This window comes from Pseudomonas sp. MIL19 (assembly GCF_028680365.1).
In the GTDB taxonomy this organism is placed as follows: domain Bacteria; phylum Pseudomonadota; class Gammaproteobacteria; order Pseudomonadales; family Pseudomonadaceae; genus Aquipseudomonas; species Aquipseudomonas spirodelae.
Genome location: NZ_JAPPVG010000002.1, coordinates 136,887 through 157,266 on the forward strand (window position 1 = coordinate 136,887; position 20,380 = coordinate 157,266).

A 20,380-nucleotide genomic window follows, 5' to 3' on the forward strand; every position below is an offset into this window, starting at 1 on the left:
CGTATTCGGCTCAACAACGCCCCCGACGGACCTCGCAGACATCACTGTCGACGCGTTGACCTTCGCCCCCCCACGCTGACCTGCTTGGCGAGCGCATAAAGGTCGCGCTCGCCAAAGCGCCCTAAAACCTTGGTCGTACTGACTCGGCACCTTTGCAGCACAGACGCGCCGACAAGCCGTTGCTAGCGTGGATTCTCTACTGCGCCACCACGCGTAGACACCACAGAAGGTAACCGACCATGCTTCACGCCCCCGCTTCTTACCGTCAATATGCGGCTGGCCTGGCCATCGCGCTGTGCTGCTCGAACCCCGCCGCAGGGGCCCCGCAAGAGCAAATCGCCCGCGAAATGATCCAGGTGCTGGAAGCCTATGCGGTATACAAAATGGGGGACTTCGACGAAGCCTACAGCCGTTACCTGACGCTGGCCGAAGCCGGCAACCGGCAAGGCATGCTGAATGTCGGCAATATGCACGCGGCGGGCCTGGCGGTGCCACAAAACCATGAGACGGCGTTGCGCTGGTATCGACGCGCGGCGGATACAGGCGATGCCATCGGCATGTACGAGGTCGGCCGGGCCTATGCCGAAGGCTTGGGCGTCCCGCCGGATGCGGCCAAGGCTGCCGAGTGGTACCAGCGCGCGGCCGAATTGGATAACAGCTCCGCACAATGGGCGCTGGGTAAAAACCTCTACGCGCAAGGCAACCGGCTGGCCGGCCTGAGCTGGATTCGCACCGCCGCCCGGCAAGGCGATAATCCGGCCGCCACGCAGTTTCTCAGCCGCATCGAAGGCCACAACCCAGGCGGCACGACACCCAGCGCGGCACAACGCGCCGCCGTACTCGACACCCTGGCGGCTGCCGACAGCGCCGCACAACGACGAGATGCCCAGGGCATCGTCAGCGGGCTCAGCCCCCAGGCGCAGATCCGCGTGCGCCTGCCCGGCGGCGCCTGGGACAGCCTCAGCAAAGCGCAACTGGCGGCGCTCTGGCAGGCCACCTTCGACCGCGTAGAAGGCTACGAGTCTCAGCGCTCGGAGCCGGAGCTGTTGACGGCCGAAGGGCGCATCATGGCCTTCTCGACCATCACCGAGCACCTGCAAGCACCCGGCGCTACCCAGGTATTGGAAATCCATGAAAACGCCACATTGCAGCTCGTCGCAGGCAAAGCACTGATCCACAGCTTGCGCCTGGACATACGCCGCCAGGGCGAATGAACCGCCGCGCTCGCCTGGGGCTAGCGGCCACCTGCGGCGATGTGGATGATGGGCTAGACCTGCCCCCGCGGAGCAACATCGGTATGCAATGGAATCCAGTTCGTTGTCGCGGACTACCTGCGCTCAAAGGCAGCTCTTCGGTTTCTTTTGATGTGATGACAGCGGGCGCGAAAAGCGTCCTGTAAGGGCATATAAGGCTGTGGCCAAGCGCTAGCCCGGATTGCCTTGCGCTGATCCGGGCCTGGCCTTCGCTCAAATTCCTTGGCGGCCCGGGTCTTCCGCCTGCTCGTCTGTCTCCAGCTCTTCGAGCTTCAGTTCCAAGCCCCAATCGCCGGTGGCGGCGACCTTGGCCGGCGCGGTCACAACGGCAGCGGGTGCCGCCGGTACTGGAGTCGGCGTGGATGGATTGTCGCGATAGAGTTTGAGCTTGAGCCGTACGTTGTTCGCCGAATCGGCGTTTTTCACGGCTTCTTCTTCGTCGATGGAGCCGTCATTGACCAAATCGATCAGCGCCTGATCGAAGGTCTGCATGCCGAGGTTCTTCGACTTCTCCATGATCTCCTTGATTTCGGAAAACTCGTTGCGTTTGATCAGGTCGCGGATGGTCGGCGTGCCGAGCAGCACCTCGACCGCAGCGCGGCGTTTGCCATCGGTGGTTTTCACCAGACGCTGGGAAACGAAGGCCTTGAGGTTATTGCCCAGGTCGTTGAGCAACTGCGGCCGGCGGTCTTCGGGGAAGAAGTTGATGATGCGGTCCAGCGCCTGGTTGGCGTTGTTGGCGTGCAAGGTCGAGATCGCCAAGTGGCCGGTGTCGGCAAAGGCCAGCGCATGCTCCATGGTCTCGCGGTCACGAATCTCACCGATCAGAATCACGTCCGGCGCCTGACGCAGGGTATTTTTCAGCGCGGCATGGAAGCTGCGGGTATCCACCCCCACCTCACGCTGATTGATGATCGATTTCTTGTGCTTGTGCACGTACTCCACTGGGTCTTCGATGGTGATGATATGGCCGCCGCTATTGCGGTTGCGGTAGTCAATCAGCGCCGCCAGGGAGGTCGACTTGCCCGAGCCGGTGCCACCGACAAACAACACCAGCCCGCGTTTTTCCATCACGGTCTTGAGCAGCACTTCCGGCAGTTTGAGGTCTTCAAAGCGCGGGATATCCATCTTGATATTGCGCGCGACAATCGACACTTCGTTACGCTGCTTGAAGATATTGATGCGAAAGCGCCCGACGCTGGCAATCGAGATGGCCAGGTTCATTTCCAGCTCACGCTCGAACTCCTCGCGCTGCGCGCTATCCATCACCGAGGCGGCGATGTCAGCCACCTCACCGGCCTTTAGCGGCTCGGCACTGAGCGCCTTGAGCACGCCGTTGAACTTGGCACAGGGCGGTGCCCCGGTAGAAAGGTAAAGGTCGGACCCGTCCTGGCTGGACAGGACTTTGAGCATTGCATTGAGGTCCATAGCGACTTATTCCGAAGGTGAGAGGTATTACGTTAGGCCAAGACTGTGCAGCGCTCCGGGAATTATCCGCACCTGCCCGGCCCAAGCGCTAAGCGGTTGAAATACTGGCACAATACGCCCACTTAAAAATGAGGAGCCCGTCATGGCAAAGGCAATGGCCCGCCACATTCTGGTGAAAACCGAAGCAGAAGCTGCCGCACTGAAAAAACGCATAGCCGCTGGCGAAGCGTTCGATGTGCTGGCGCGCAAATACTCAACCTGCCCTTCCGGCAAGAAAGGCGGCGACCTGGGTGAAGTGCGCCCCGGGCAGATGGTGCGCGCCATCGATCAGGTGATCTTCAAAAAGCCAGTGCGTGAAGTACACGGCCCGGTGAAAAGCCAGTTTGGCTATCATCTGGTGCAGGTTTTCTACCGCGAGTGAGCCACATGACTGCCGAACAGATCGCCGCATTTTGCCTGAGCCTGCCCGGTGCCAGTGAGGACATCAAATGGGGTGGCGTGCGGGTATTTTCGGTGGCTGAGAGCAAAATGTTCGCCCTGTTTCACCTAGGCGGGCACGCTGGCCTGGCCTGCAAAGTGGATGACGACCTGTTCCTCGGTTACTGCGACCGCCCGGGCTTTCGCCCTGCGCCCTATCTGGCCCGCGCACACTGGATCAGCATGGCTGCGCCCTACCCGCTGAGTGAGGGTGAGCTGCACGCGTTGCTGACACGCTCCCATCAACTGGTGGTGGCAAAATTGCCCAAGCGTTTGCAGCTGGGTCTTCTGCTTTAGCCTGCATTTCGCAGCCCCCTCTCCAGCAACGCCTAAGCAATAGGAGTGGGCGCGTCCTGCAGAATCTGGCTTAACACCGCACGCAGCTTGCCGGGTTTGACCGGCTTATTCAGCAGTGGCACGCCCATGGCCTGCAACTCGCGGCGGCACTGATCGCTGCGATCGGCGGTGATGATCACTGCCGGAATATTCAAGCCAAAGTACTCGCGCATGTGCTGAACCACCTGACTACCTACGACACCGTGATCGAGGTGGAAGTCGGCTAAGATCAGCTCCGGTGCATGCGCGCCCAGCACCTGCAGCGCGCCAGCCTGGTCAGTGGCAGTCAGTACTTCACAGCCCCACTGTTCAAGCAGCGCCGACATGCTGTGCAGAATGCTCAGTTCGTTATCCAGTACCAGCAAACGCCGCCCCGGCAGTGGATCCCCCAGCCGCGGCCGTGACAATGTCGGCAGCACGGCCGTGCGTTGTTGCGCGGTGCTAGCCAGCGGTACGCGGATGCTGAATACCGAACCACGCCCTGGCTGCGAACGTACCTTGATCGGATAGCCGAGGATGCGTGCAATCCGCTCAACAATCGCCAGGCCCAAACCTACGCCTTTGCGCTCTTGCGCTCGCCCGACATTCAACTGATTGAACTCAAGAAAGATGCTGTCGAGCTGGTCATCAGCAATCCCGCTGCCGCTGTCCCACACCTGCAACTCGACAAACGCGCCACGCTTGCGCGCCCCCAGGAAAATTCCGCCCTGCTCGGTATAGCGGCAGGCGTTGCTGAGAAAATTGCGCAAAATGCGCGTGAGCAGGCGTAAATCGGTATTTACCTGATAGCCACTGATGCGCACCCGCAGCGCCAACCCCGCAACGGCGGCGACCGGCTGAAACTCCGAGGCCAGCGGAGCGAGCAGCTCATCCAGGCTGTAAACCTCCAGGTCGGGCTTGATCGCGGCCTGATCCAGCCGCGCGATATCCAGCAAATCGGTCAGCAGATCTTCCGCCCCTTCGAGGGCCTGGTGGGTACGCTCCACCAGATTCTGCTCGCTGGCCGGCAAGCGGCGCTCGCGCAAGGTCGAGATCAATAAACGCGCAGCGTTCAGGGGTTGCAACAGGTCATGGCTGGCAGTAGCCAGGTACTTATCCTTACTGCGATTGGCCTCTTCGGCGGCATCGCGTGCATCACGCAGGGCCGTCTCGATGCGTTTGCGCTCACCGATCTGTTGCAACAGGTTGCGGTTGGCTTCTTGCAGTTCGCCGGTGCGCGCACTCACCCGCTGTTCCAGTTGATCATTGAGCTGCTGCAGGCGTTGCTGGGCTTGCTTGCGCTCGGTGATATCGGCCACAAAGCCTTCGAACAGGCCATTTTCATCAGGCTTGAGCAGCAGGTTCATCAACACATCGATGACCTTGCCGTCGCGTCGACGCAATTGTGTTTCGTAGCCAAACAAGCCGGGCTCAAGGGCCAGCACATCACGGATATGCTCCAGTTCAGTGGCACCTCCCACGAACAGGTAGTTGGCCAAGCCAGTCAGCGACCACAGCACCTGCTCCGGGTCGTCATAACCGAGCATGCGCGCCAGCGCCGGGTTAGCAGCCAGCAGGCCGTCCTGCAGGCTGGCTTGGAAAATCCCGTGTACCGCATGCTCAAACAACCATTTGTAGCGATTGCGCTCGGTTTCCAACTCCTCCAGCCGCGCCAACAGCTCTGGGTAGTGGCTCTTGCGGGCGGAGTGACTGCCCAGCCCCAGCAGCCCGGCGAGGGCCTCACTCTGGCTCTGCGACGGGTCAGAGCGCCTCGGCATAGACGACCTCGACATCACGCTGACTGGACTCGCGAGGGTTGGTCAGAATGCACGGGTCCTCCATGGCATGCTGCGAGAGAAAGGGAATGTCTGAGACGCTCACCCCATGCAACTTGAGGGTGTCGTGGAAGCCGACCGACTTCTTGAAGGTAACCAAATGCTCCACCAAGCGCTGGCGCACCTGATTATGGTTGAGGCCGCGCGCATCAATGCCCAGGGTCTCGGCCACCATGCGAAAGCGCTCAGGGGCCGAGTTGTAGTTGAACGCCACCACGTGCTCGACCAGCGCCGCATTGCACATCCCATGGGGCAAGTCGAGAAACCCGCCCAGGCTGTGGCTCATGGCATGCACCGCACCGAGAATCGCATTGGAGAACGCCAACCCAGCCTGCATGCTGCCCAGCATGATTTTCTCGCGCAGGGCGATGTCATGTGGTGTGGCAATCATCTGCACCAGGTTGCCGTTGATCAGGCGCATCGCCTCAAGGGCATGGGTATCCGTCAGCGGGCCGCTGCCAGTGGAGACAAAAGCCTCGATGGCATGCACCAGCGCATCAATGCCGGTACAGGCCGACAGGAACGGATCCATGCTCAGGGTGGTTTCCGGGTCGATCAGGGATACATCCGGCACCACAGCCTTGCTGACGATGGAGAACTTCATCCGCTCGGTCTGGTTGGAGATGATCACAAACTGCGAAACATCCGCTGAAGTACCGGCGGTGGTCGGGATCAGGATCAGCGGCGGGCTCGGCACGCGAATGGTGTCCACGCCCTCGAACTCGATAATGCTGCGCCCGTGGGCGACCACGATGCCGATGCCCTTAGCGCAATCCATCGGGCTGCCGCCACCGATGGCAACGATTACGTTGCAGTTGTTGGCGCGGTAGATTTCCGCGCCGTGCATCACCTCTTCCACCCGTGGGTTGGGCGAAACCTGGGTGTAGAGGCAGTAGTCGATGTTCTGCGCCTGCAGGCTGGCTTCAACATCGGCAACCCAACCAGCGGCAACCACGCCGGGGTCGGACACTACCAGCACTTTGCGGGCGCCAAAGGTACTGGCGTAGTTGCCAACATTGTGGCGGCAGCCCGCACCAAAAATGATTTCTGGTGAAACGAATTTACGTAACTGACTGAGGGTGTAGCTCATACAACGGCCTGTTCTTGTTGTTATCAAAAATCGTCCGCCAGCCTACTGCATTCCCGGCTTTATGCAATTGCACCATGGCAGCAGGCGCCACTCACAGCAGGCGACGATAGAAAGCCAGCTCAGCGTCTAGCGCATCGGCCAGATTTTCCGCCTGGCGAAAACCATGACGCTCGTTTGCATAAACGCGACACTCCACCTCAACGCCACGAAGCTGCAAGGCGGCGACCATCTGCGCGGTCTGCTCGGGCACCACGACGTTATCCAGCGCGCCCTGAAAGAAAATCAGCGGCGCCTGGATGCGCTCGGCATGCAGCAGCGGCGTGCGCGCTTGATAACGTGCGGCATCGCGTTGCGGATCACCAATCAGCCAGTCCAGGTAGTCGGCCTCAAACTTGTGGGTGACACGCCGCAGCGCCAGCGGATCGCTGACGCCATACAGGCTCGCTCCCGCGCGAAATACCTGGGTAAAAGCCAACGCACACAGAGCGGTATAACCGCCGGCGCTGGCACCGCGAATAAACACCCGATCAGCATCAACCAGCCCACGCTCAGCCAAGTGCTGCACGGCCGCCACGGCATCCTCGACCTCCACCTCGCCCCAGCCGCCCTGCAAGCGCAAGCGATAGGCACGGCCATAGCCACTGCTGCCGCGATAATTGAGGTCGACCACGGCAAAGCCGCGCTGGGTCCAGAACTGGATGCGCGGATCAAACACCGGATAACAGGCCGACGTTGGCCCACCGTGCAGAAACACCAGCAGCGGCGGTTTCTGTCCAGCAGGTGCCTGAAATACCGGGTTATGCGGCGGGTAGAAAAAACCGTGGCAACTTTCTCCTGCACCGCTGAGAAACAACAAGCGCTGCGGCAAGGAAACCGCCTCGGCCGGCAAAGCGCACGGGCTTCCCGCCAGCACCTGACAGGCATGACTGATCCGATCAATGGCCAGCACCACACTGCCGTGCTGCGGTGCAGCGGCGATCACGTAGAAATACTGCTGATCCGCCGCCAACTGACGAAAGCGGCTGTAGTCGGGCGCCAGGCGCTGCTCATGGCCGCTGACGGGGTCACGCTCAGCCAGCCAGGCAAACCCACGATCAAAGCCGCTGAGCAATAAACGCTCCCCCGACAGCGTCAGGTAATTGCGCGCCCCCAGCTGCCAGGGCGCAGCGGCATGATCCGCCGCGCGGCAGTTGAGTGGCTGCATGCCGCCCTCGCCTTCACGCCAAGGCTGCCAGTAACCCTGACGATCACTCAAGGCCAGCAAACGGTTATGTTGATCAAAGCTCGGTTGCTGGATCGACTGATCCATCCCCTGCCCAGCCACCACCTGCCTTGGCGACCAGCCGCCCTGCGCCGTGCGCTGGCTCACGCACAAACGCGTGGCCAACCAAGGCTGCTGCGGTCGGTCCCATTCGATCCAGGCCAGGCGCTGAGCGTCGTTGCAGAGGGTGGGCGCCGCGTAGAAATCACAACCTTCACTGATCACCTGACGCACGCCATCATCGCGACCGATCGCCACCAGGCGGTGCACCACGCCTGATGCCGTGTGCTGCTCCTCCACGGCGAGCACGGCGAAGAGTACAGGGTCATAACACAGGTCGCCGTAGCGGCAGTCGCTGCGTGCGGTGAGTGCCTGCGGCTGCCCGTGCAGGTCTTGCCAGTAGAGTTGCTGGTCCGCCTCGCAAACCCATGCCAGGCCATCTTCACCGAGGCAGAAGGCGCCGCCGCCGTACTCGTACACCCGGCTACGCACGGACCAGCCCGTGACCGTCAGGCAGCGCAAGCCGCTGGGCATCCAGTGCCACAAGCGGGTGCAGGCATCCGCCGGATCGAACTCGGACCACACCACGCCGCCCAGCCCCGTGCGCAGTTCGGCAAAATCGCGGCTGGCACTGGCGGCCTGGGCGCTGCCCCAGGCGCTGGACCATTGGCCATAGTCGGCGGTGCGTGGCGTCATCGGCGCGTCACACCTTACAGATCAGCTTGGAGGCCTTTTCGTTGCGAAACTGCAGGTTTTCCAACGCACCGGGTGCCTGCTCGGCCTCTGCCCGCGCCGCGAGGATGATGCCGTGATGGGCCGATTTGCTACACACAGGGTCGGCATTACTGGCATCGCCGGTGAGCATAAAGGCTTGGCAACGACAGCCGCCAAAGTCCTTGTGCTTCTCATCGCAGGAGCGGCAGGGTTCAGGCATCCAGTCATCACCGCGAAAACGGTTGAAGCCGAAGGAGTGACGCCAGATCTGTTCAATGCTCTGCTCGCGTACATTGGGAAACTGCACCGGCAGTTGCCGCGCGCTGTGGCACGGCAAGGCGGTGCCATCCGGGGTGATGTCGAGGAACAGGTTGCCCCAACCATTCATGCAGCCCTTGGGCCGCTCTTCGTAATAGTCCGGGGTGACGAAAATCAGTTTGCAGGGGTGATTCTCGGCCGCCAGTTTGTCGCGCCACTGCTGGGTGATGCGTTCGGCGCGTTCAAGCTGCGCACGGGTCGGTAGCAACCCGGCGCGATTCAGCTCAGCCCAGCCGTAGAACTGGCAGGTGGCCAACTCGACGAAGTCCGCTTCCAGCTCCAGACACAGCTCGATGATCCGCTCGATGTTGTCGATATTGTGCCGATGGGTGACGAAGTTCAGCACCATCGGGTAGCCATGCGCCTTGACCGCGCGTGCCATGGCCAGTTTATGGGCGAAGGCCTTTTTCGAACCCGCCAGCAGGTTGTTCACCTCTTCATCGGCGGCCTGAAAGCTGATCTGAATATGGTCCAGCCCCGCCTCGCTGAAGCTGGCGATACGTTCTTCGGTCAAACCGATGCCGGAGGTGATCAGGTTGGTGTAATAGCCCAGGTCACGCGCCGCCTTAATCAGCTCGGCCAGGTCTTGGCGCACCAGTGGCTCACCGCCAGAAAACCCCAGTTGCGCCGCGCCCAGTTCGCGGGCCTGACGAAATACATCGATCCACTCGGCGGTGCTCAACTCGGCCCCCTGCTGGGCGAAGTCCAGCGGGTTGGAGCAGTACGGGCACTGCAGTGGGCAACGGTAGGTCAGCTCGGCCAATAACCACAACGGTGGTCCAGCCTCGTGCCCCGGCTTAGCGAAGCTCAATCCAGAACTGAGCATTGGCGACCTCCATAAAGGCGAGGATGTCTTCGTCGAGGCCCGGCACATCGGGAAACTGCGCGCTCAGGCTGGCAATAATCTGCCCCACACTGTGGTCGCCATTGACCTGTTTGAGGATGGCCCCGGCGCTGTCATTGAGCTTGATCATGCCTTCCGGGTAGAGCAGCACATGGCAATCCTGAGCGGGTTCCCACTGCAGGCGGAAACCGCGGCGCAGCTTGGGCACCTGGTCGATAGTCAACGGGTTCATAGGGCAAGTCCTCGGTGCCAGACGCGCTCACAGGTCACGCTGTGATACGGCGGACGTTCCAGCTGATAGGCCATGCTCATGGCGTCGAGCATGCTCCACAGCACATCCAGCTTGAATTGCAGGATTTCCAGCATGCGCTGCTGGGCCTCCCACGTGACGTAATGCTGCAAGGTGATGCGCAGGCCGTGCTCAACATCGCGGCGTGCCTGCTGTAGGCGCGAGCGGAAGTAACTGTAGCCCTCGGCATCGATCCAGGGGTAATGCTGCGGCCAGCTGTCCAGACGTGACTGGTGGATTTGCGGAGCGAACAGTTCGGTCAGCGAGCTGCTGGCGGCTTCCTGCCAGGACGCGCGGCGGGCGAAATTGACGTAGGCATCCACAGCAAAGCGTACGCCGGGCAGCACCAGCTCTTGCGACAGCACCTGCTCGCGCTCAAGGCCCACGGCTTCGGCCAGGCGCAGCCAGGCTTCGATCCCACCCTCCTCGCCCTGCGCACCGTCGTGGTCAAGAATGCGTTGCAGCCATTCACGGCGCGTGTCGCGATCGGCGCAGTTGGCCAGGATCGCCGCATCCTTGAGCGGGATGTTCAGTTGATAGTAGAAGCGATTGGCCACCCACCCTTGAATCTGCTCACGGCTGGCGTGGCCGGCATACATCGCCTGATGAAACGGGTGGTGAATGTGGTAGTACGCGCCCTTGGCGCGCAAGGCCTGCTCGAACTCGGCAGGGCTCATGGCGGGTTGGCTCATCAGTATCTCCAATACGCGTTGCCGTAGGGTGTGCCGTGCGCACCAGTATTCTTTGAGGTGTGCATGGCCTGGGCTCCCTACAAAACGATGCTCATGCCATCGAACGCGACCTCGATACCGTGCGCGTCAAGTTCGGCGCGCTCAGGCGAATCCAGGTCGAGAATCGGATTGGTGTTGTTGATATGAATAAGGATCTTGCGTGCAGATGGCAGGCCATCGAGCACCTCGATCATGCCGCCCGGACCGCTCTGGCACAGGTGGCCCATCTCGCTGCCGAGCTTGTCGCCCACTTCGCACACGCGCATTTCGTCATCGCGCCACAGTGTGCCGTCCACCAGCAGGCAGTCGGCGCGGCGCATCCAGGCCAGCAATGGTTCATCGACCTGACCCAGACCGGGGGCATAGAACAGCGTGCCGCCGGTGCGGCGATCCTCGACAAACAAACCAATGTTGTCGCCCGGATGCGGGTTGCCACGGTGCGGTGAATACGGCGGTGCGCTGCTGCGCAACGGCACGGCCGTGATCGACAAGTTGGCACAGGCCGCAATGCTGAACGGCTCACCATCGAGGGCAATCAGGTTGTGCTGCAAGCCGCCATTCCAGTGGCTGAGCATGTTGAACAGGGGAAAGCCGCTGGTCAGGTCCTGATGCACCATCTCGCTGCACCAGACTTGGTGCGGACAGCCTTCGCGCAGGGTCAGCAGGCCGGTGGTGTGGTCAATCTGGCTGTCAAGCAGGATGATCCCGGCGATGGCGCTGTCGCGCAGCCGACGTGCCGGGTTGAGCGCAGGAAAGGCTTCGATCTGTACGCGAATGTCCGGTGAGGCGTTGCACAGGATCCAGTCCTGGCCATTGTCACTCAGGGCAATCGAAGACTGTGTACGCGGCTGCGCCCGCACGCTGCCCGTGCGCATGCCACGGCAGTTACGGCAGTTGCAGTTCCACTGGGGGAAACCACCGCCAGCGGCGGAGCCAAGAATCTTGATATACATGGACGCTTCCGATTGCGATGCCAATGGGCATGCCTATTGGGATGCCCCGGCAATGCCGGGGCAAAAACGGCTCAACGATTGGCGAAGTACATGGTCACTTCGAAACCAATACGCAGGTCGGTGTAGGCGGGTTTAGTCCACATGGCGCGGTCCTCTTCTTATCGACGCCGGCGAATTCCGGCCCCTTCATTAAGCGCCCCGACCGACAGCAGCCAAATGGTACTTTGGGATGAATTTCTGCTGGCATTGGTAGTGTTTGCAGGGTGCGCGCGACACCACCTGCTTTGTCCGGCAGCCTCACGCTGACTATGCAGCAACAGATGCAACACGCTGCCGCTGACAGCAGCCAATAAAAAAACGCGGCCGAAGCCGCGTTGCGATAGTGACCTGCTGCAGCAGTTATCTGCCCAGACCACAAACAGATCTCGCCGACCGGCGAATCGCAGGAAGGAGCCCGGCGCACTGGAGCGGATACGCCGGGGTTACACGAGTTAGAAGAGGCCCAGCGGGTTGATGTCGTAGCTGATCAAGAGGTTCTTGGTCTGCTGATAGTGGTCGAGCATCATCTTGTGGGTTTCGCGGCCAACGCCAGACTTCTTGTAGCCACCGAACGCGGCGTGCGCCGGGTACAGGTGGTAGCAGTTGGTCCATACGCGACCGGCCTTGATTGCCCGACCCATGCGGTAGGCGACGTTGATGTCGCGGCTCCACACGCCTGCGCCCAGGCCGAACTCGGTGTCGTTGGCAATCGCCAGCGCTTCGGCTTCGTCCTTGAAGGTGGTCACGCCGATCACCGGGCCAAAGATTTCTTCCTGGAACACGCGCATCTGGTTGGTGCCCTTGAGCAGGGTCGGCTGGATGTAGTAACCGTTGGCCAGGTTGCCTTCGAGTTTCTCCACGCCGCCACCGGTGAGCACCTGGGCGCCTTCCTGCTGGGCGATCTCCAGGTAACTGAGGATCTTGTCGAACTGCTGCTGCGAGGCCTGGGCGCCGACCATGGTGTCGGTGTCCAGCGGATCACCACGCTTGATCTGCTTGATCTTTTTCATGACCTCGACCATGAACGACTCATAGATCGATTCCTGCACCAGCGCACGCGCCGGACAGGTGCACACCTCGCCCTGGTTGAAGAAGCCCAGCACCAGGCCTTCAGCGGCCTTCTCGATAAACGCCGGCTCGGCATTCATGATGTCGGCGAAGAAAATGTTCGGCGATTTGCCGCCCAGTTCGACGGTGCTCGGGATGATGTTTTCGGCGGCACACTTGAGGATATGCGAGCCCACTGGAGTCGATCCGGTGAAGGCAATCTTGGCAATGCGTTTACTGGTGGCCAGTGCTTCACCGGCTTCACGGCCGAAGCCCTGGACGACGTTGAGCACACCCGGCGGCAGCAGGTCGCCAATCAGCTCCATCAGCACGGTGATCGACAGCGGCGTCTGCTCGGCCGGTTTGAGCACGATGGCGTTGCCAGCGGCCAGAGCCGGTGCGAGTTTCCAGGCCCCCATCAGCAGCGGGAAGTTCCACGGGATGATCTGCCCGACCACGCCCAGCGGTTCATGGAAGTGGTAGGCCACGGTGCCTTCATTGATCTCGGCGGTGCTGCCTTCCTGCGCGCGGATGCACCCGGCGTAGTAGCGGAAGTGGTCAGCAGCCAGCGGCACGTCGGCGTTGAGGGTTTCGCGCACGGCCTTGCCGTTATCCCAGGTCTCGGCCACAGCCAGCAGTTCAAGGTTGGCTTCGATGCGGTCGGCAATCTTCAGCAGAATGTGCGAACGCTCCTGCACCGAGGTCTTGCCCCAGGCATCGGCAGCGGCGTGAGCAGCATCCAGCGCCTTGTTGATATCGGCGGCGTCGGAACGGGGGAACTCACCGATCACCGAACCATCCACCGGGCTGGTGTTAGTGAAGTACTGACCACTCAGCGGGGCGACAAACTCACCATTGATGTAGTTGCCGTAGCGCGGTTTGAGGGTGATGACAGCGCCTGGCGTACCGGGTTTGGCGTAAAGCATGGGATTAACCTCTCTTGTTGGCGGAGCCTGCCCCCTGGGACGTGGAGCAGGTCATGGTTCGATCTTATGAAGCGCCTTGCTCGACCGGTATGCGCCCATGGCACAAAACCTCTCGTCATTTGGTAGTAGAGCCGCAAACCGCGACCCAGAGCCTCGTACTCGCACACGTCAGGGCAACTGCCGACGGAACTCGCGGCCATCGGCGTCCACCCAGCGTAGCAGCAGTGGCGTATGTCCAGTCGGCAGCCACAACCGCCAGTAAGGGTTGGCCGCCAAACCCTCAAAAGGTTCGACGCGCAGCAAGTTGCCGTGCGTTCCATTGATTTCAAAGCGTGTCGGCAAGTGCCGCGCCAGCAGCTGACCGTCCGCGCCGGGACGCCGCCCGGTTTCCATCGGATGACGCAATAAGCTGCGCAACTCCAGGCCGTGCTCGCCCGCCTCCAGCCAGCCCTGCAACTGGCCCAGCGTGGCGGCGCTATTGCCCAGGCTGGGTGACAGGCAGCTGCTGGCCAGCACCTCGACTGACTGCGCGGCCTGCCAAATCCGTCCGCGGCCGTCACGTGCCAACACAATCAGCTGCTGGCTGCGCGGTAAGCGCACGCGGGTCGACAGGCGCAGCGGCGCTTCCCAGGCCTGCAGCTGCACCGTAGCAATGCGAGGGTCCTCCTCGCCGCTGCGCAACAGGCTGAGGGATAACGGCGGCTGAGCACCGTGCAGGGTCAGGTCGACGGCAACGAACGCACCGTCCTCGACCCAGCTTGGCACCTCGACAGTCAGTCCCTGTGTCTGCGCTTGAGCACCCTGCAACCACTGCTCCACCGCTTCCTGGGCCTGCCCCCAGGGTTGCGCCGCAGCCGGCCCCGCCAGCATCAGCATCAACAGCACTGCGCGCAGGCTCATAGCAACTGCCCCCAGGCATCTGCACAGATGCTTTGATACCAGGCCTCGGCCAGCGCCGCCTCCTGAGCGCGCAGACCGAGAGGCGCCTGCAACGGGCTGAGCGCCAGGCTGCCTGGTAACTCGACCAGACGTTGCGCCTGCACGCCGTAATCCGCGGCAATCGACACCGCCTGACCCGGTGCCAGCAAGCTGTAGCAGGTGTTACGCCACACCGCTGGCGGCGGCGCCTGTCCAGCCAAATCAGCGAGTAACGCCGCCACCGCAACCTTGGCTTGGGCATTGGCGCTGTAGGCTGACTTGGGCATCGGTGCAGCGATACAGGCGTCCCCGGCCACGTAGATGTCGCTGGCCTCACGGGCCTGAAACGTCGCCGGGCGAATCGGCACCCAGCCGCTGGCGTCCACCAGGCCACTACGCTGGGCCACCTCGGCCGCCTTCTGTGGTGGGATCAGGTTGATCACGGCGGCGCGATGCCGCTGGCCAAACTCGCAAACCAACTCGCGGCGTATGGCATCGGCACGCACCACACGACCATCGCCGGCCCGGCCGACCCATTCGATACGCTCACCGTAGAGCGTCTGCCAGCCCTGTTGAAACAGCGCCTGCTTGGAGAAGCTGTCCTTGCTGTCGAGAATCAGCAGCTTGCTGCGTGGCTTGGCCTGGCTCAGGTAATGGGCAATCAGGCTCGCGCGCTCGTAGGGGCCCGGCGGGCAACGATAGGGGTTGTCCGGCACGCTGATAATCACCAGGCCGCCGTCGTTCATGGCCTGCAACTGCCTGCGCAACAGACTGGTCTGCGCACCGGCCTGCCAGGCATGCGGAAGGTGCATCGAGGCGTTACGGTCGTAGCCTTCAATGGCCTGCCAATCCATGTCGATGCCGGGCGCCAGAAACACCCGGTCGTAGCGCAAACGCTGGCCGTCTTGCAGCACCACTTGGCGGGCCTGCAGGTCAATTTCCCGCGCACGCTCACGCACGTGCAGCACCTGCTGGCGCTGCAAGGCGCGGTAATCCTGGCGCAGGCTATCGAGCTCAGCCATACCCGCCAGCACATTGTTGCTGAAGGGGCAGGTATAGAACGCCGACTTGGGCTCAATAAGCACCACTTCAAGCGCCGGTGCCTGGCGTTTGAGGTAACGCGCGGCAGTGGCACCGGCAAAACCACCACCGACTACCAAGACCCGCGCGCGACTCACGCTGGCATTTAACCCACTGGGTAACAACCAAGGCATTGCGGCCAGGCCGGCGAGCATTTGACGACGGGTAAGATCCTGCATACGTCCCCCATAGCCAGGCGATAGAGCGCCACGCTGAGGCATGGCCGTGCATTCGGCCATGCCGCTTTAGTCGAGAATCCTTAGTACTAACGCCTAAAACGCAGATGGCCGGTCTAGACCGGCCATCTCATACGCTACAGGCTAATTAACGCTTGGCGACCAGCTCCTTGGGCAGTTTGAAGGTCCAGAGCATGCCGCCCTGGTTGTAGTTCTTCACCCGTTTGGCCACTTCGCCGCCCCACAACGGTACCGCGCCACCCCAGCCGGAGAGCACCGAGACATACTGCTCGCCGTCCATTTCCCAGGTAACCGGCGAGCCGAGTACGCCGGAGCCAGTTTGGAATTCCCAGACTTTCTCGCCGGTCTTGGCGTTAAAGGCCTGCAGGAAACCTTCCGGGTTACCGGTGAACACCAGGTTGCCCTTAGTGGTCATTACCCCACCCCACAGCGGCGCGTAGTTCTTCTGCCGCCAGACTTCCTTGCCGGTTTTCGGGTCGATGGCGCGCAGCACGCCGATGTAGTCCTCGTTCAGCGGTTTGATGGTGAAGCCAGCACCGAGGTAGGCCGCGCCTTTCTTGTAGGCGATGTCCTCGTTCCAGATGTCCATGCCCCACTCGTTGGACGGCACGTAGAACAACCCGGTGTCCTGGCTGTAGGCCATCGGCATCCAGTTCTTCGCACCGAGGAAGGCCGGCGCGGTGAACACGCTCTTGCCCTTTTCCTTCGCGCTTGGCGAACCAGGACGGCTGCTGTCGTCGTAGATCGGCCGACCATTCTTGTCCAGGCCTTTGGCCCAGGTGATCTTGTCGACAAACGGGAAGCCCCGAATGAACTTGCCGTTGGTGCGGTCGAGTACGTAGAAGAAGCCGTTACGGTCAGCGGTGGCCGCGGCTTTGATGGTCTTGCCGCCTTCCTCATAGTTGAAGGAGATCAATTCGTTGACCCCGTCAAAGTCCCAGCCGTCATGCGGGGTGGTCTGGAAGTGCCAGGTGATGGTGCCGTCATCCGGGTTCAGGGCCAGACGCGAGGAGGAATAGAGGTTATCGCCAGGGCGCAGGTGCGAGTTCCACGGCGCCGGGTTACCGGTACCGAACAGCAGCAGGTTGGTTTCCGGGTCGTAGTAGCCGCCCAACCACGGTGCGGCACCGCCGGTTTTCCACAGGTCACCCGGCCAGGTTTTACCGGCCTCGCCACCGCTGATGCCGTTCTCAATGGCCTTGCCGTCTTTATAGACATAGCCCATATGGCCTTCAACGGTTGGTCGGCTCCACAGCAACTCGCCATTCTTCGGGTCGTAGGCTTCAATCTTGCCGACCACACCAAACTCACCACCGGAAACCCCGGTAATCAGCTTGCCATTGACCACCAGCGGCGCAGCAGTGATTGAGTAACCGGCCTTGTGATCCGCCACGTTCTTGCGCCAGACCACCTTACCGGTGTCCTTATTCAGGGCCACCAACTTGGCGTCGAGGGTGCCGAAAATCACCAAGTCGCCATACAGCGCCACCCCGCGGTTGATCACGTCGCAGCATGGGCGAATGTCATCCGGCAGGCGCGCATCGTACTGCCACAGTTCTTTGCCGGTGCGGGCGTCCACGGCAAATACCCGCGAGTAGGAGGCGGTCACGTACATCACGCCGTCCTTGATCATCGGCTGGGCTTGCTGGCCGCGTTGTTTTTCGCCACCGAAGGACAGGGTCCAGACCGGACGCAGGTCCTTGATGTTATCCGTGTTCAGGGTCGTCAACGTGCTGTAGCGCTGACCCTGCAGGCCCATACCATTGGTGACGATCTCATCGGTGGTGTTCACATCGTTAAGGATTTCCTGATCAGTCACCGCCCAGGCTGGAGCGGCGGCCACGAGCATTGCGCTACACAAGGCACTGAGAACGAAGGATTGGCGAAAACCGGAGTGTTTCATTGCGGCTACCTCTGCGGGTTCATTGTTATCACCGGGAATTTTTCCCGATCTGCCACAGATTCTTGGCTGCCCAGCCTCCCCCAACAATTGAACGCAGTACCGATTTAGCTACTCCCTTGGTAGCAATACCGCCCGTTTTATCGCTGCCTGACGCACCTGCCACGCAGGCAATTTTCCCGCCCGGATGTGCACCCACACCGTACCGGCACATGGCCTGGCCGACTTAAGTGCTAGCCCAGCCCCCTGAAAAGAGCATACCCAGCCCCCGGCCCAGCCGTTAGAAAGCTACTCCCCCACGCTAAGGAGCAAGCCATATGGGCCGCACCACCCCACTCAGCCACCTGTTGTTGAGCTGCCTGCTGCTGGTAGACCTGGGCAACCTTGCCCAGGCCGAGCCCATCAAGATCGGCCTCAACTACCCACGTACCGGCAATTACAAGGATGAAGGTCTCGAGCTGCGCCGTGGTGCACTGCTGGCCGTGGACGAAATCAACCAAGCAGGTGGCGTGCTCGGCAAACCGCTGGAGCTGCTCAGCAAGAACACCAGCTCGCAGGCCGACAAGGCCGTCAGCAATGTCGATTACTTCGCCAACCAGGACGCACGCATGGTGTTTGGCGGCGCCACCAGTGAAGAGGCGATAGCCGCCGGGCGACGCGCCCGCGAGCGCGGCCTGCTGTACTTCGCCACCCTGAGCTATGCCAATGAAGTGACCGGCCTGGCCGGCCATCGCTATCTGTTCCGGGAGTCCAACAGCGCCTGGATGAGTGCACGGGTGCTCGGCGAATACCTGTCCTGGCATATGCCACGCCAGCGCTACCACTACATCATTGTCGATGACGCCTGGGGCCGCAGCATGGAAAACGCCCTGCGCCTGACCACCAACAGCACCGACCGCGCACGCCATGGCCGTACTGCGCTACCCAGTGGTCTGGTGCGCCGTGAGCAGTACCTGGCGGCGCTCAATAAAGCGGCCCGCAGCGAGGCGGATATCCTCGTGCTGGTGCTGCTCGGCGAGAACCTGCAGCGCAGCATGCGCATGGTGCACAACATGGGCCTCAAGCAACGTACGCAGATCATCGTGCCCAACCTGACCAAGAGCGTGGTGCAGCAGGCCGGGCCGCTGGTGATGGAGGGCGTGATCGGCACCGAAGCCTGGACCTGGAACCTGCCCAGCCAGGACAACATCGCCCAGGGCCAGCAATTCGTTGAGCGCTATATCAGCGATTATCAGGAGTACCCCGGCAGCACCAGCGCCTCCGCCTACTCCATCGTCAAGCAATGGGCCGATGCCGTGCAGCGCACGCAAAGCCTGGACAGCGAACGGCTGATCAGCACCCTGGAAGACCACAGTTACCAGTTGCTCAAGGGGCAGCAGCAGTGGCGCGCCTTCGACCATCAGAACGTGCAGAGCATCTATGCGGTACGGGTACGCAAGCGTGACGACGTGATGCTCGACCCGTTCAAGCAGCACTACTTCGACATCATCCACCATATGGACGGCGACCAGGCCGCGCCGAGCCAGGATGAGTGGCAGCAGGAGCGCGGCGAGGAATTGCAGCTGCGCTAAGCCAATCATGTGTTGCCAGGGACAACCCGTAGGGTGCGCTGCGCGCACCGGGATTCAACGTCTGCGCGGACATACCCCCAATTAGACGAGTAATGACTTGTGCGCACGGCGCACCCTACGAAGCAAGAGCACCTCACGTCTGTGTCGATAAATACAGACGTACCACACTCGTGGTACAGAGCCACCGCATCTGGGTATCGCAGTTTTTCTTAGCGATCCACCCGCTGCATCGCGGCCTGCTCATAACGCGGGTAGAGATGACTGACGCTGCGGATCAGCTCATAACGGCTGAGGTTTACGCCGGCAAAGCGTTCCGGGATGGCGGTGCGGATCAGTTCATTCATTTCCGCGCCCTGCTCGGCACCGCTGCGCATGACGCCGTCCAGCCAGCCGAGGTAATCACGCATCTGGGCAAAGGGCGCAGCATCGCTGGCCAGCGGGCCATGGCCGGGCACGATCTGCTTCCAGGGCAGGTGCTGCAGCTGGTCGAGATCCGCCAGCCAGGTGGCCAGGCTCGGTGTGCCGGGTGTGGTCAGGGCACGTTGATAAAACACCAGATCACCGGCAAACAGCACGCCGCTCTGCACATCGAGAATCGCCAGATCAGCCCCGGTGTGGCCGCTCAGGGCCAGCAGTTGCAGCGTCCGCCCGCCTACCTCAAGCATTCCCGGCTCAAGGCTCTCAGTGGGCAGCAGCACTTCGGTGCCGCGCATCCAGTCGCCCACCAGGCGGTACATGTTCTCCGCCATGGTATCGCCCTGCTCTACCAGCAACGCGGTGGTGCCGGGCAAGGCGGCAATCGGCACATCGCTGAAGGCCTGATTGCCCAGCACATGGTCGGGATGATGATGGGTCAGCATGACCTTGAGCAGCGGCTTGTCAGTGACGCGGGCAATCGCTTGGCGCATCACCTCGCCGTAACGCCGCGACGGCCCGCTGTCGATCACCACAACGCCTTTATCGGTGACGATAAACCCGGTGTTGACGATATTGCCGCCATTGGCCTGGGAGAAGTTGTCCGTGCTGCCTTCAAACAGCCACACGCCATCGGCAATCTGCCGGGGCTGTAGGTCGTAGGCGAGCGGATTGGCGTGCACGCAGGCGCTGGCCAGCGCCGCCAGTATGAGTATCCAGCGCATAAGCACCTCGCGATAAGACGGGCAGCGCCGTGCTGGGCTGCCCAGGGCAGAACCG

Annotated in this window: 18 protein-coding genes; 4 read left to right on the forward strand and 14 right to left on the reverse strand. The window is 61.8% G+C overall.

The genetic code is table 11. The annotated features are described in order from the left end of the window. The first annotated feature begins 239 nt into the window (after positions 1-239). Positions 240-1,214 (forward strand): tetratricopeptide repeat protein, encoded by a 975-nt coding sequence (locus tag N1078_RS02395; protein WP_274086609.1) that lies wholly within the window; start codon positions 240-242, stop codon positions 1,212-1,214. Between the two features lie 252 nt (positions 1,215-1,466). Here N1078_RS02395 and N1078_RS02400 read toward each other — a convergent pair whose 3' ends face one another. Next, positions 1,467-2,681, reverse strand: coding sequence for a PilT/PilU family type 4a pilus ATPase (locus N1078_RS02400; RefSeq protein WP_274086610.1), 1,215 nt, complete (start codon positions 2,679-2,681; stop codon positions 1,467-1,469). 142 nt (positions 2,682-2,823) lie between these two features. On the opposite strand from N1078_RS02400, the gene N1078_RS02405 reads away from it, so the two are divergent. Both N1078_RS02405 and N1078_RS02410 read left to right on the forward strand, forming a co-directional pair. After that, the gene (locus N1078_RS02405) at positions 2,824-3,102 is read left to right on the forward strand and encodes a peptidylprolyl isomerase (RefSeq protein WP_090253882.1); all 279 of its coding nucleotides are present in this window, start codon (positions 2,824-2,826) and stop codon (positions 3,100-3,102) included. 5 nt (positions 3,103-3,107) lie between these two features. Further along, positions 3,108-3,455, forward strand: a complete 348-nt coding sequence (locus N1078_RS02410; RefSeq protein ID WP_274086611.1) for an MmcQ/YjbR family DNA-binding protein — start codon at positions 3,108-3,110, stop codon at positions 3,453-3,455. Between the two features lie 32 nt (positions 3,456-3,487). On the opposite strand, the gene N1078_RS02415 is transcribed toward N1078_RS02410, so the two are convergent. From N1078_RS02415 to N1078_RS02470, 12 genes are all read right to left on the reverse strand, one after another. After that, positions 3,488-5,251: a PAS domain-containing hybrid sensor histidine kinase/response regulator gene (locus N1078_RS02415; RefSeq protein WP_274086612.1), complete on the reverse strand. Its 1,764-nt coding sequence runs from the start codon at positions 5,249-5,251 to the stop codon at positions 3,488-3,490. Beyond that, positions 5,235-6,398 carry an alcohol dehydrogenase-like regulatory protein ErcA gene (gene ercA / locus N1078_RS02420; protein ID WP_274086613.1) on the reverse strand — a complete coding sequence of 388 codons (1,164 nt, stop codon included), beginning with the start codon at positions 6,396-6,398 and terminating at the stop codon, positions 5,235-5,237. The genes N1078_RS02415 and ercA overlap by 17 nt, the downstream gene beginning before the upstream one ends. A 91-nt stretch (positions 6,399-6,489) precedes the next feature. Beyond that, a complete protein-coding gene (locus tag N1078_RS02425; protein WP_274086614.1) occupies positions 6,490-8,355 on the reverse strand; it encodes an alpha/beta hydrolase family protein in 1,866 nt (621 codons plus the stop codon). Between the two features lie 7 nt (positions 8,356-8,362). After that, a complete protein-coding gene (gene pqqE / locus N1078_RS02430) occupies positions 8,363-9,517 on the reverse strand; it encodes a pyrroloquinoline quinone biosynthesis protein PqqE (protein ID WP_274086615.1) in 1,155 nt (384 codons plus the stop codon). After that, positions 9,489-9,767, reverse strand: coding sequence for a pyrroloquinoline quinone biosynthesis peptide chaperone PqqD (gene pqqD / locus N1078_RS02435; protein WP_274086616.1), 279 nt, complete (start codon positions 9,765-9,767; stop codon positions 9,489-9,491). The genes pqqE and pqqD overlap by 29 nt, the downstream gene beginning before the upstream one ends. Beyond that, the gene (gene pqqC, locus N1078_RS02440; RefSeq protein WP_274086617.1) at positions 9,764-10,516 is read right to left on the reverse strand and encodes a pyrroloquinoline-quinone synthase PqqC; all 753 of its coding nucleotides are present in this window, start codon (positions 10,514-10,516) and stop codon (positions 9,764-9,766) included. Before pqqC ends, pqqD begins: the two co-directional genes overlap by 4 nt. A 77-nt stretch (positions 10,517-10,593) precedes the next feature. Further along, positions 10,594-11,508, reverse strand: coding sequence for a pyrroloquinoline quinone biosynthesis protein PqqB (gene pqqB, locus N1078_RS02445; protein ID WP_274086618.1), 915 nt, complete (start codon positions 11,506-11,508; stop codon positions 10,594-10,596). A gap of 71 nt (positions 11,509-11,579) precedes the next feature. Further along, positions 11,580-11,651 (reverse strand): pyrroloquinoline quinone precursor peptide PqqA, encoded by a 72-nt coding sequence (gene pqqA, locus N1078_RS02450; protein WP_003243383.1) that lies wholly within the window; start codon positions 11,649-11,651, stop codon positions 11,580-11,582. Between the two features lie 348 nt (positions 11,652-11,999). Next, positions 12,000-13,520 carry an acetaldehyde dehydrogenase ExaC gene (exaC, locus tag N1078_RS02455; protein ID WP_274086619.1) on the reverse strand — a complete coding sequence of 507 codons (1,521 nt, stop codon included), beginning with the start codon at positions 13,518-13,520 and terminating at the stop codon, positions 12,000-12,002. Positions 13,521-13,688: 168 nt separating this feature from the next. Further along, a complete protein-coding gene (locus N1078_RS02460; RefSeq protein WP_274086620.1) occupies positions 13,689-14,420 on the reverse strand; it encodes a thiosulfate oxidation carrier protein SoxY in 732 nt (243 codons plus the stop codon). Then, the gene (locus tag N1078_RS02465) at positions 14,417-15,697 is read right to left on the reverse strand and encodes an NAD(P)/FAD-dependent oxidoreductase (RefSeq protein ID WP_274086621.1); all 1,281 of its coding nucleotides are present in this window, start codon (positions 15,695-15,697) and stop codon (positions 14,417-14,419) included. The genes N1078_RS02460 and N1078_RS02465 overlap by 4 nt, the downstream gene beginning before the upstream one ends. Positions 15,698-15,842: 145 nt before the next feature. Next, positions 15,843-17,618, reverse strand: coding sequence for a methanol/ethanol family PQQ-dependent dehydrogenase (locus N1078_RS02470; RefSeq protein ID WP_274086622.1), 1,776 nt, complete (start codon positions 17,616-17,618; stop codon positions 15,843-15,845). A 314-nt stretch (positions 17,619-17,932) separates the two neighbouring features. Here N1078_RS02470 and N1078_RS02475 point away from each other — a divergent pair, with 314 nt between their 5' ends. After that, entirely contained in the window at positions 17,933-19,186 is a 1,254-nt protein-coding gene (locus tag N1078_RS02475) for an ABC transporter substrate-binding protein (RefSeq protein WP_274086623.1), read from the forward strand. Between the two features lie 209 nt (positions 19,187-19,395). On the opposite strand, the gene N1078_RS02480 is transcribed toward N1078_RS02475, so the two are convergent. Then, the gene (locus tag N1078_RS02480) at positions 19,396-20,325 is read right to left on the reverse strand and encodes a quinoprotein relay system zinc metallohydrolase 1 (RefSeq protein WP_090252817.1); all 930 of its coding nucleotides are present in this window, start codon (positions 20,323-20,325) and stop codon (positions 19,396-19,398) included. Positions 20,326-20,380: the final 55 nt, after the last annotated feature.

What these genes read in the sequence shown, in the direction of transcription:
- ercA (WP_274086613.1), bottom strand. Translation starts at nt 6,398, where the DNA reads ATGAGCTACACCCTCAGTCAGTTACGTAAATTCGTTTCACCAGAAATC.
- N1078_RS02410 (WP_274086611.1), top strand. Translation starts at nt 3,108, where the DNA reads ATGACTGCCGAACAGATCGCCGCATTTTGCCTGAGCCTGCCCGGTGCC.
- exaC (WP_274086619.1), bottom strand. Translation starts at nt 13,520, where the DNA reads ATGCTTTACGCCAAACCCGGTACGCCAGGCGCTGTCATCACCCTCAAA.
- pqqC (WP_274086617.1), bottom strand. Translation starts at nt 10,516, where the DNA reads ATGAGCCAACCCGCCATGAGCCCTGCCGAGTTCGAGCAGGCCTTGCGC.
- N1078_RS02405 (WP_090253882.1), top strand. Translation starts at nt 2,824, where the DNA reads ATGGCAAAGGCAATGGCCCGCCACATTCTGGTGAAAACCGAAGCAGAA.
- N1078_RS02395 (WP_274086609.1), top strand. Translation starts at nt 240, where the DNA reads ATGCTTCACGCCCCCGCTTCTTACCGTCAATATGCGGCTGGCCTGGCC.
- N1078_RS02465 (WP_274086621.1), bottom strand. Translation starts at nt 15,697, where the DNA reads ATGCAGGATCTTACCCGTCGTCAAATGCTCGCCGGCCTGGCCGCAATG.
- N1078_RS02400 (WP_274086610.1), bottom strand. Translation starts at nt 2,681, where the DNA reads ATGGACCTCAATGCAATGCTCAAAGTCCTGTCCAGCCAGGACGGGTCC.
- pqqB (WP_274086618.1), bottom strand. Translation starts at nt 11,508, where the DNA reads ATGTATATCAAGATTCTTGGCTCCGCCGCTGGCGGTGGTTTCCCCCAG.
- N1078_RS02475 (WP_274086623.1), top strand. Translation starts at nt 17,933, where the DNA reads ATGGGCCGCACCACCCCACTCAGCCACCTGTTGTTGAGCTGCCTGCTG.
- N1078_RS02460 (WP_274086620.1), bottom strand. Translation starts at nt 14,420, where the DNA reads ATGAGCCTGCGCGCAGTGCTGTTGATGCTGATGCTGGCGGGGCCGGCT.
- N1078_RS02470 (WP_274086622.1), bottom strand. Translation starts at nt 17,618, where the DNA reads ATGAAACACTCCGGTTTTCGCCAATCCTTCGTTCTCAGTGCCTTGTGT.
- N1078_RS02480 (WP_090252817.1), bottom strand. Translation starts at nt 20,325, where the DNA reads ATGCGCTGGATACTCATACTGGCGGCGCTGGCCAGCGCCTGCGTGCAC.
- N1078_RS02415 (WP_274086612.1), bottom strand. Translation starts at nt 5,251, where the DNA reads ATGCCGAGGCGCTCTGACCCGTCGCAGAGCCAGAGTGAGGCCCTCGCC.
- pqqD (WP_274086616.1), bottom strand. Translation starts at nt 9,767, where the DNA reads ATGAACCCGTTGACTATCGACCAGGTGCCCAAGCTGCGCCGCGGTTTC.
- pqqE (WP_274086615.1), bottom strand. Translation starts at nt 9,517, where the DNA reads ATGCTCAGTTCTGGATTGAGCTTCGCTAAGCCGGGGCACGAGGCTGGA.
- N1078_RS02425 (WP_274086614.1), bottom strand. Translation starts at nt 8,355, where the DNA reads ATGACGCCACGCACCGCCGACTATGGCCAATGGTCCAGCGCCTGGGGC.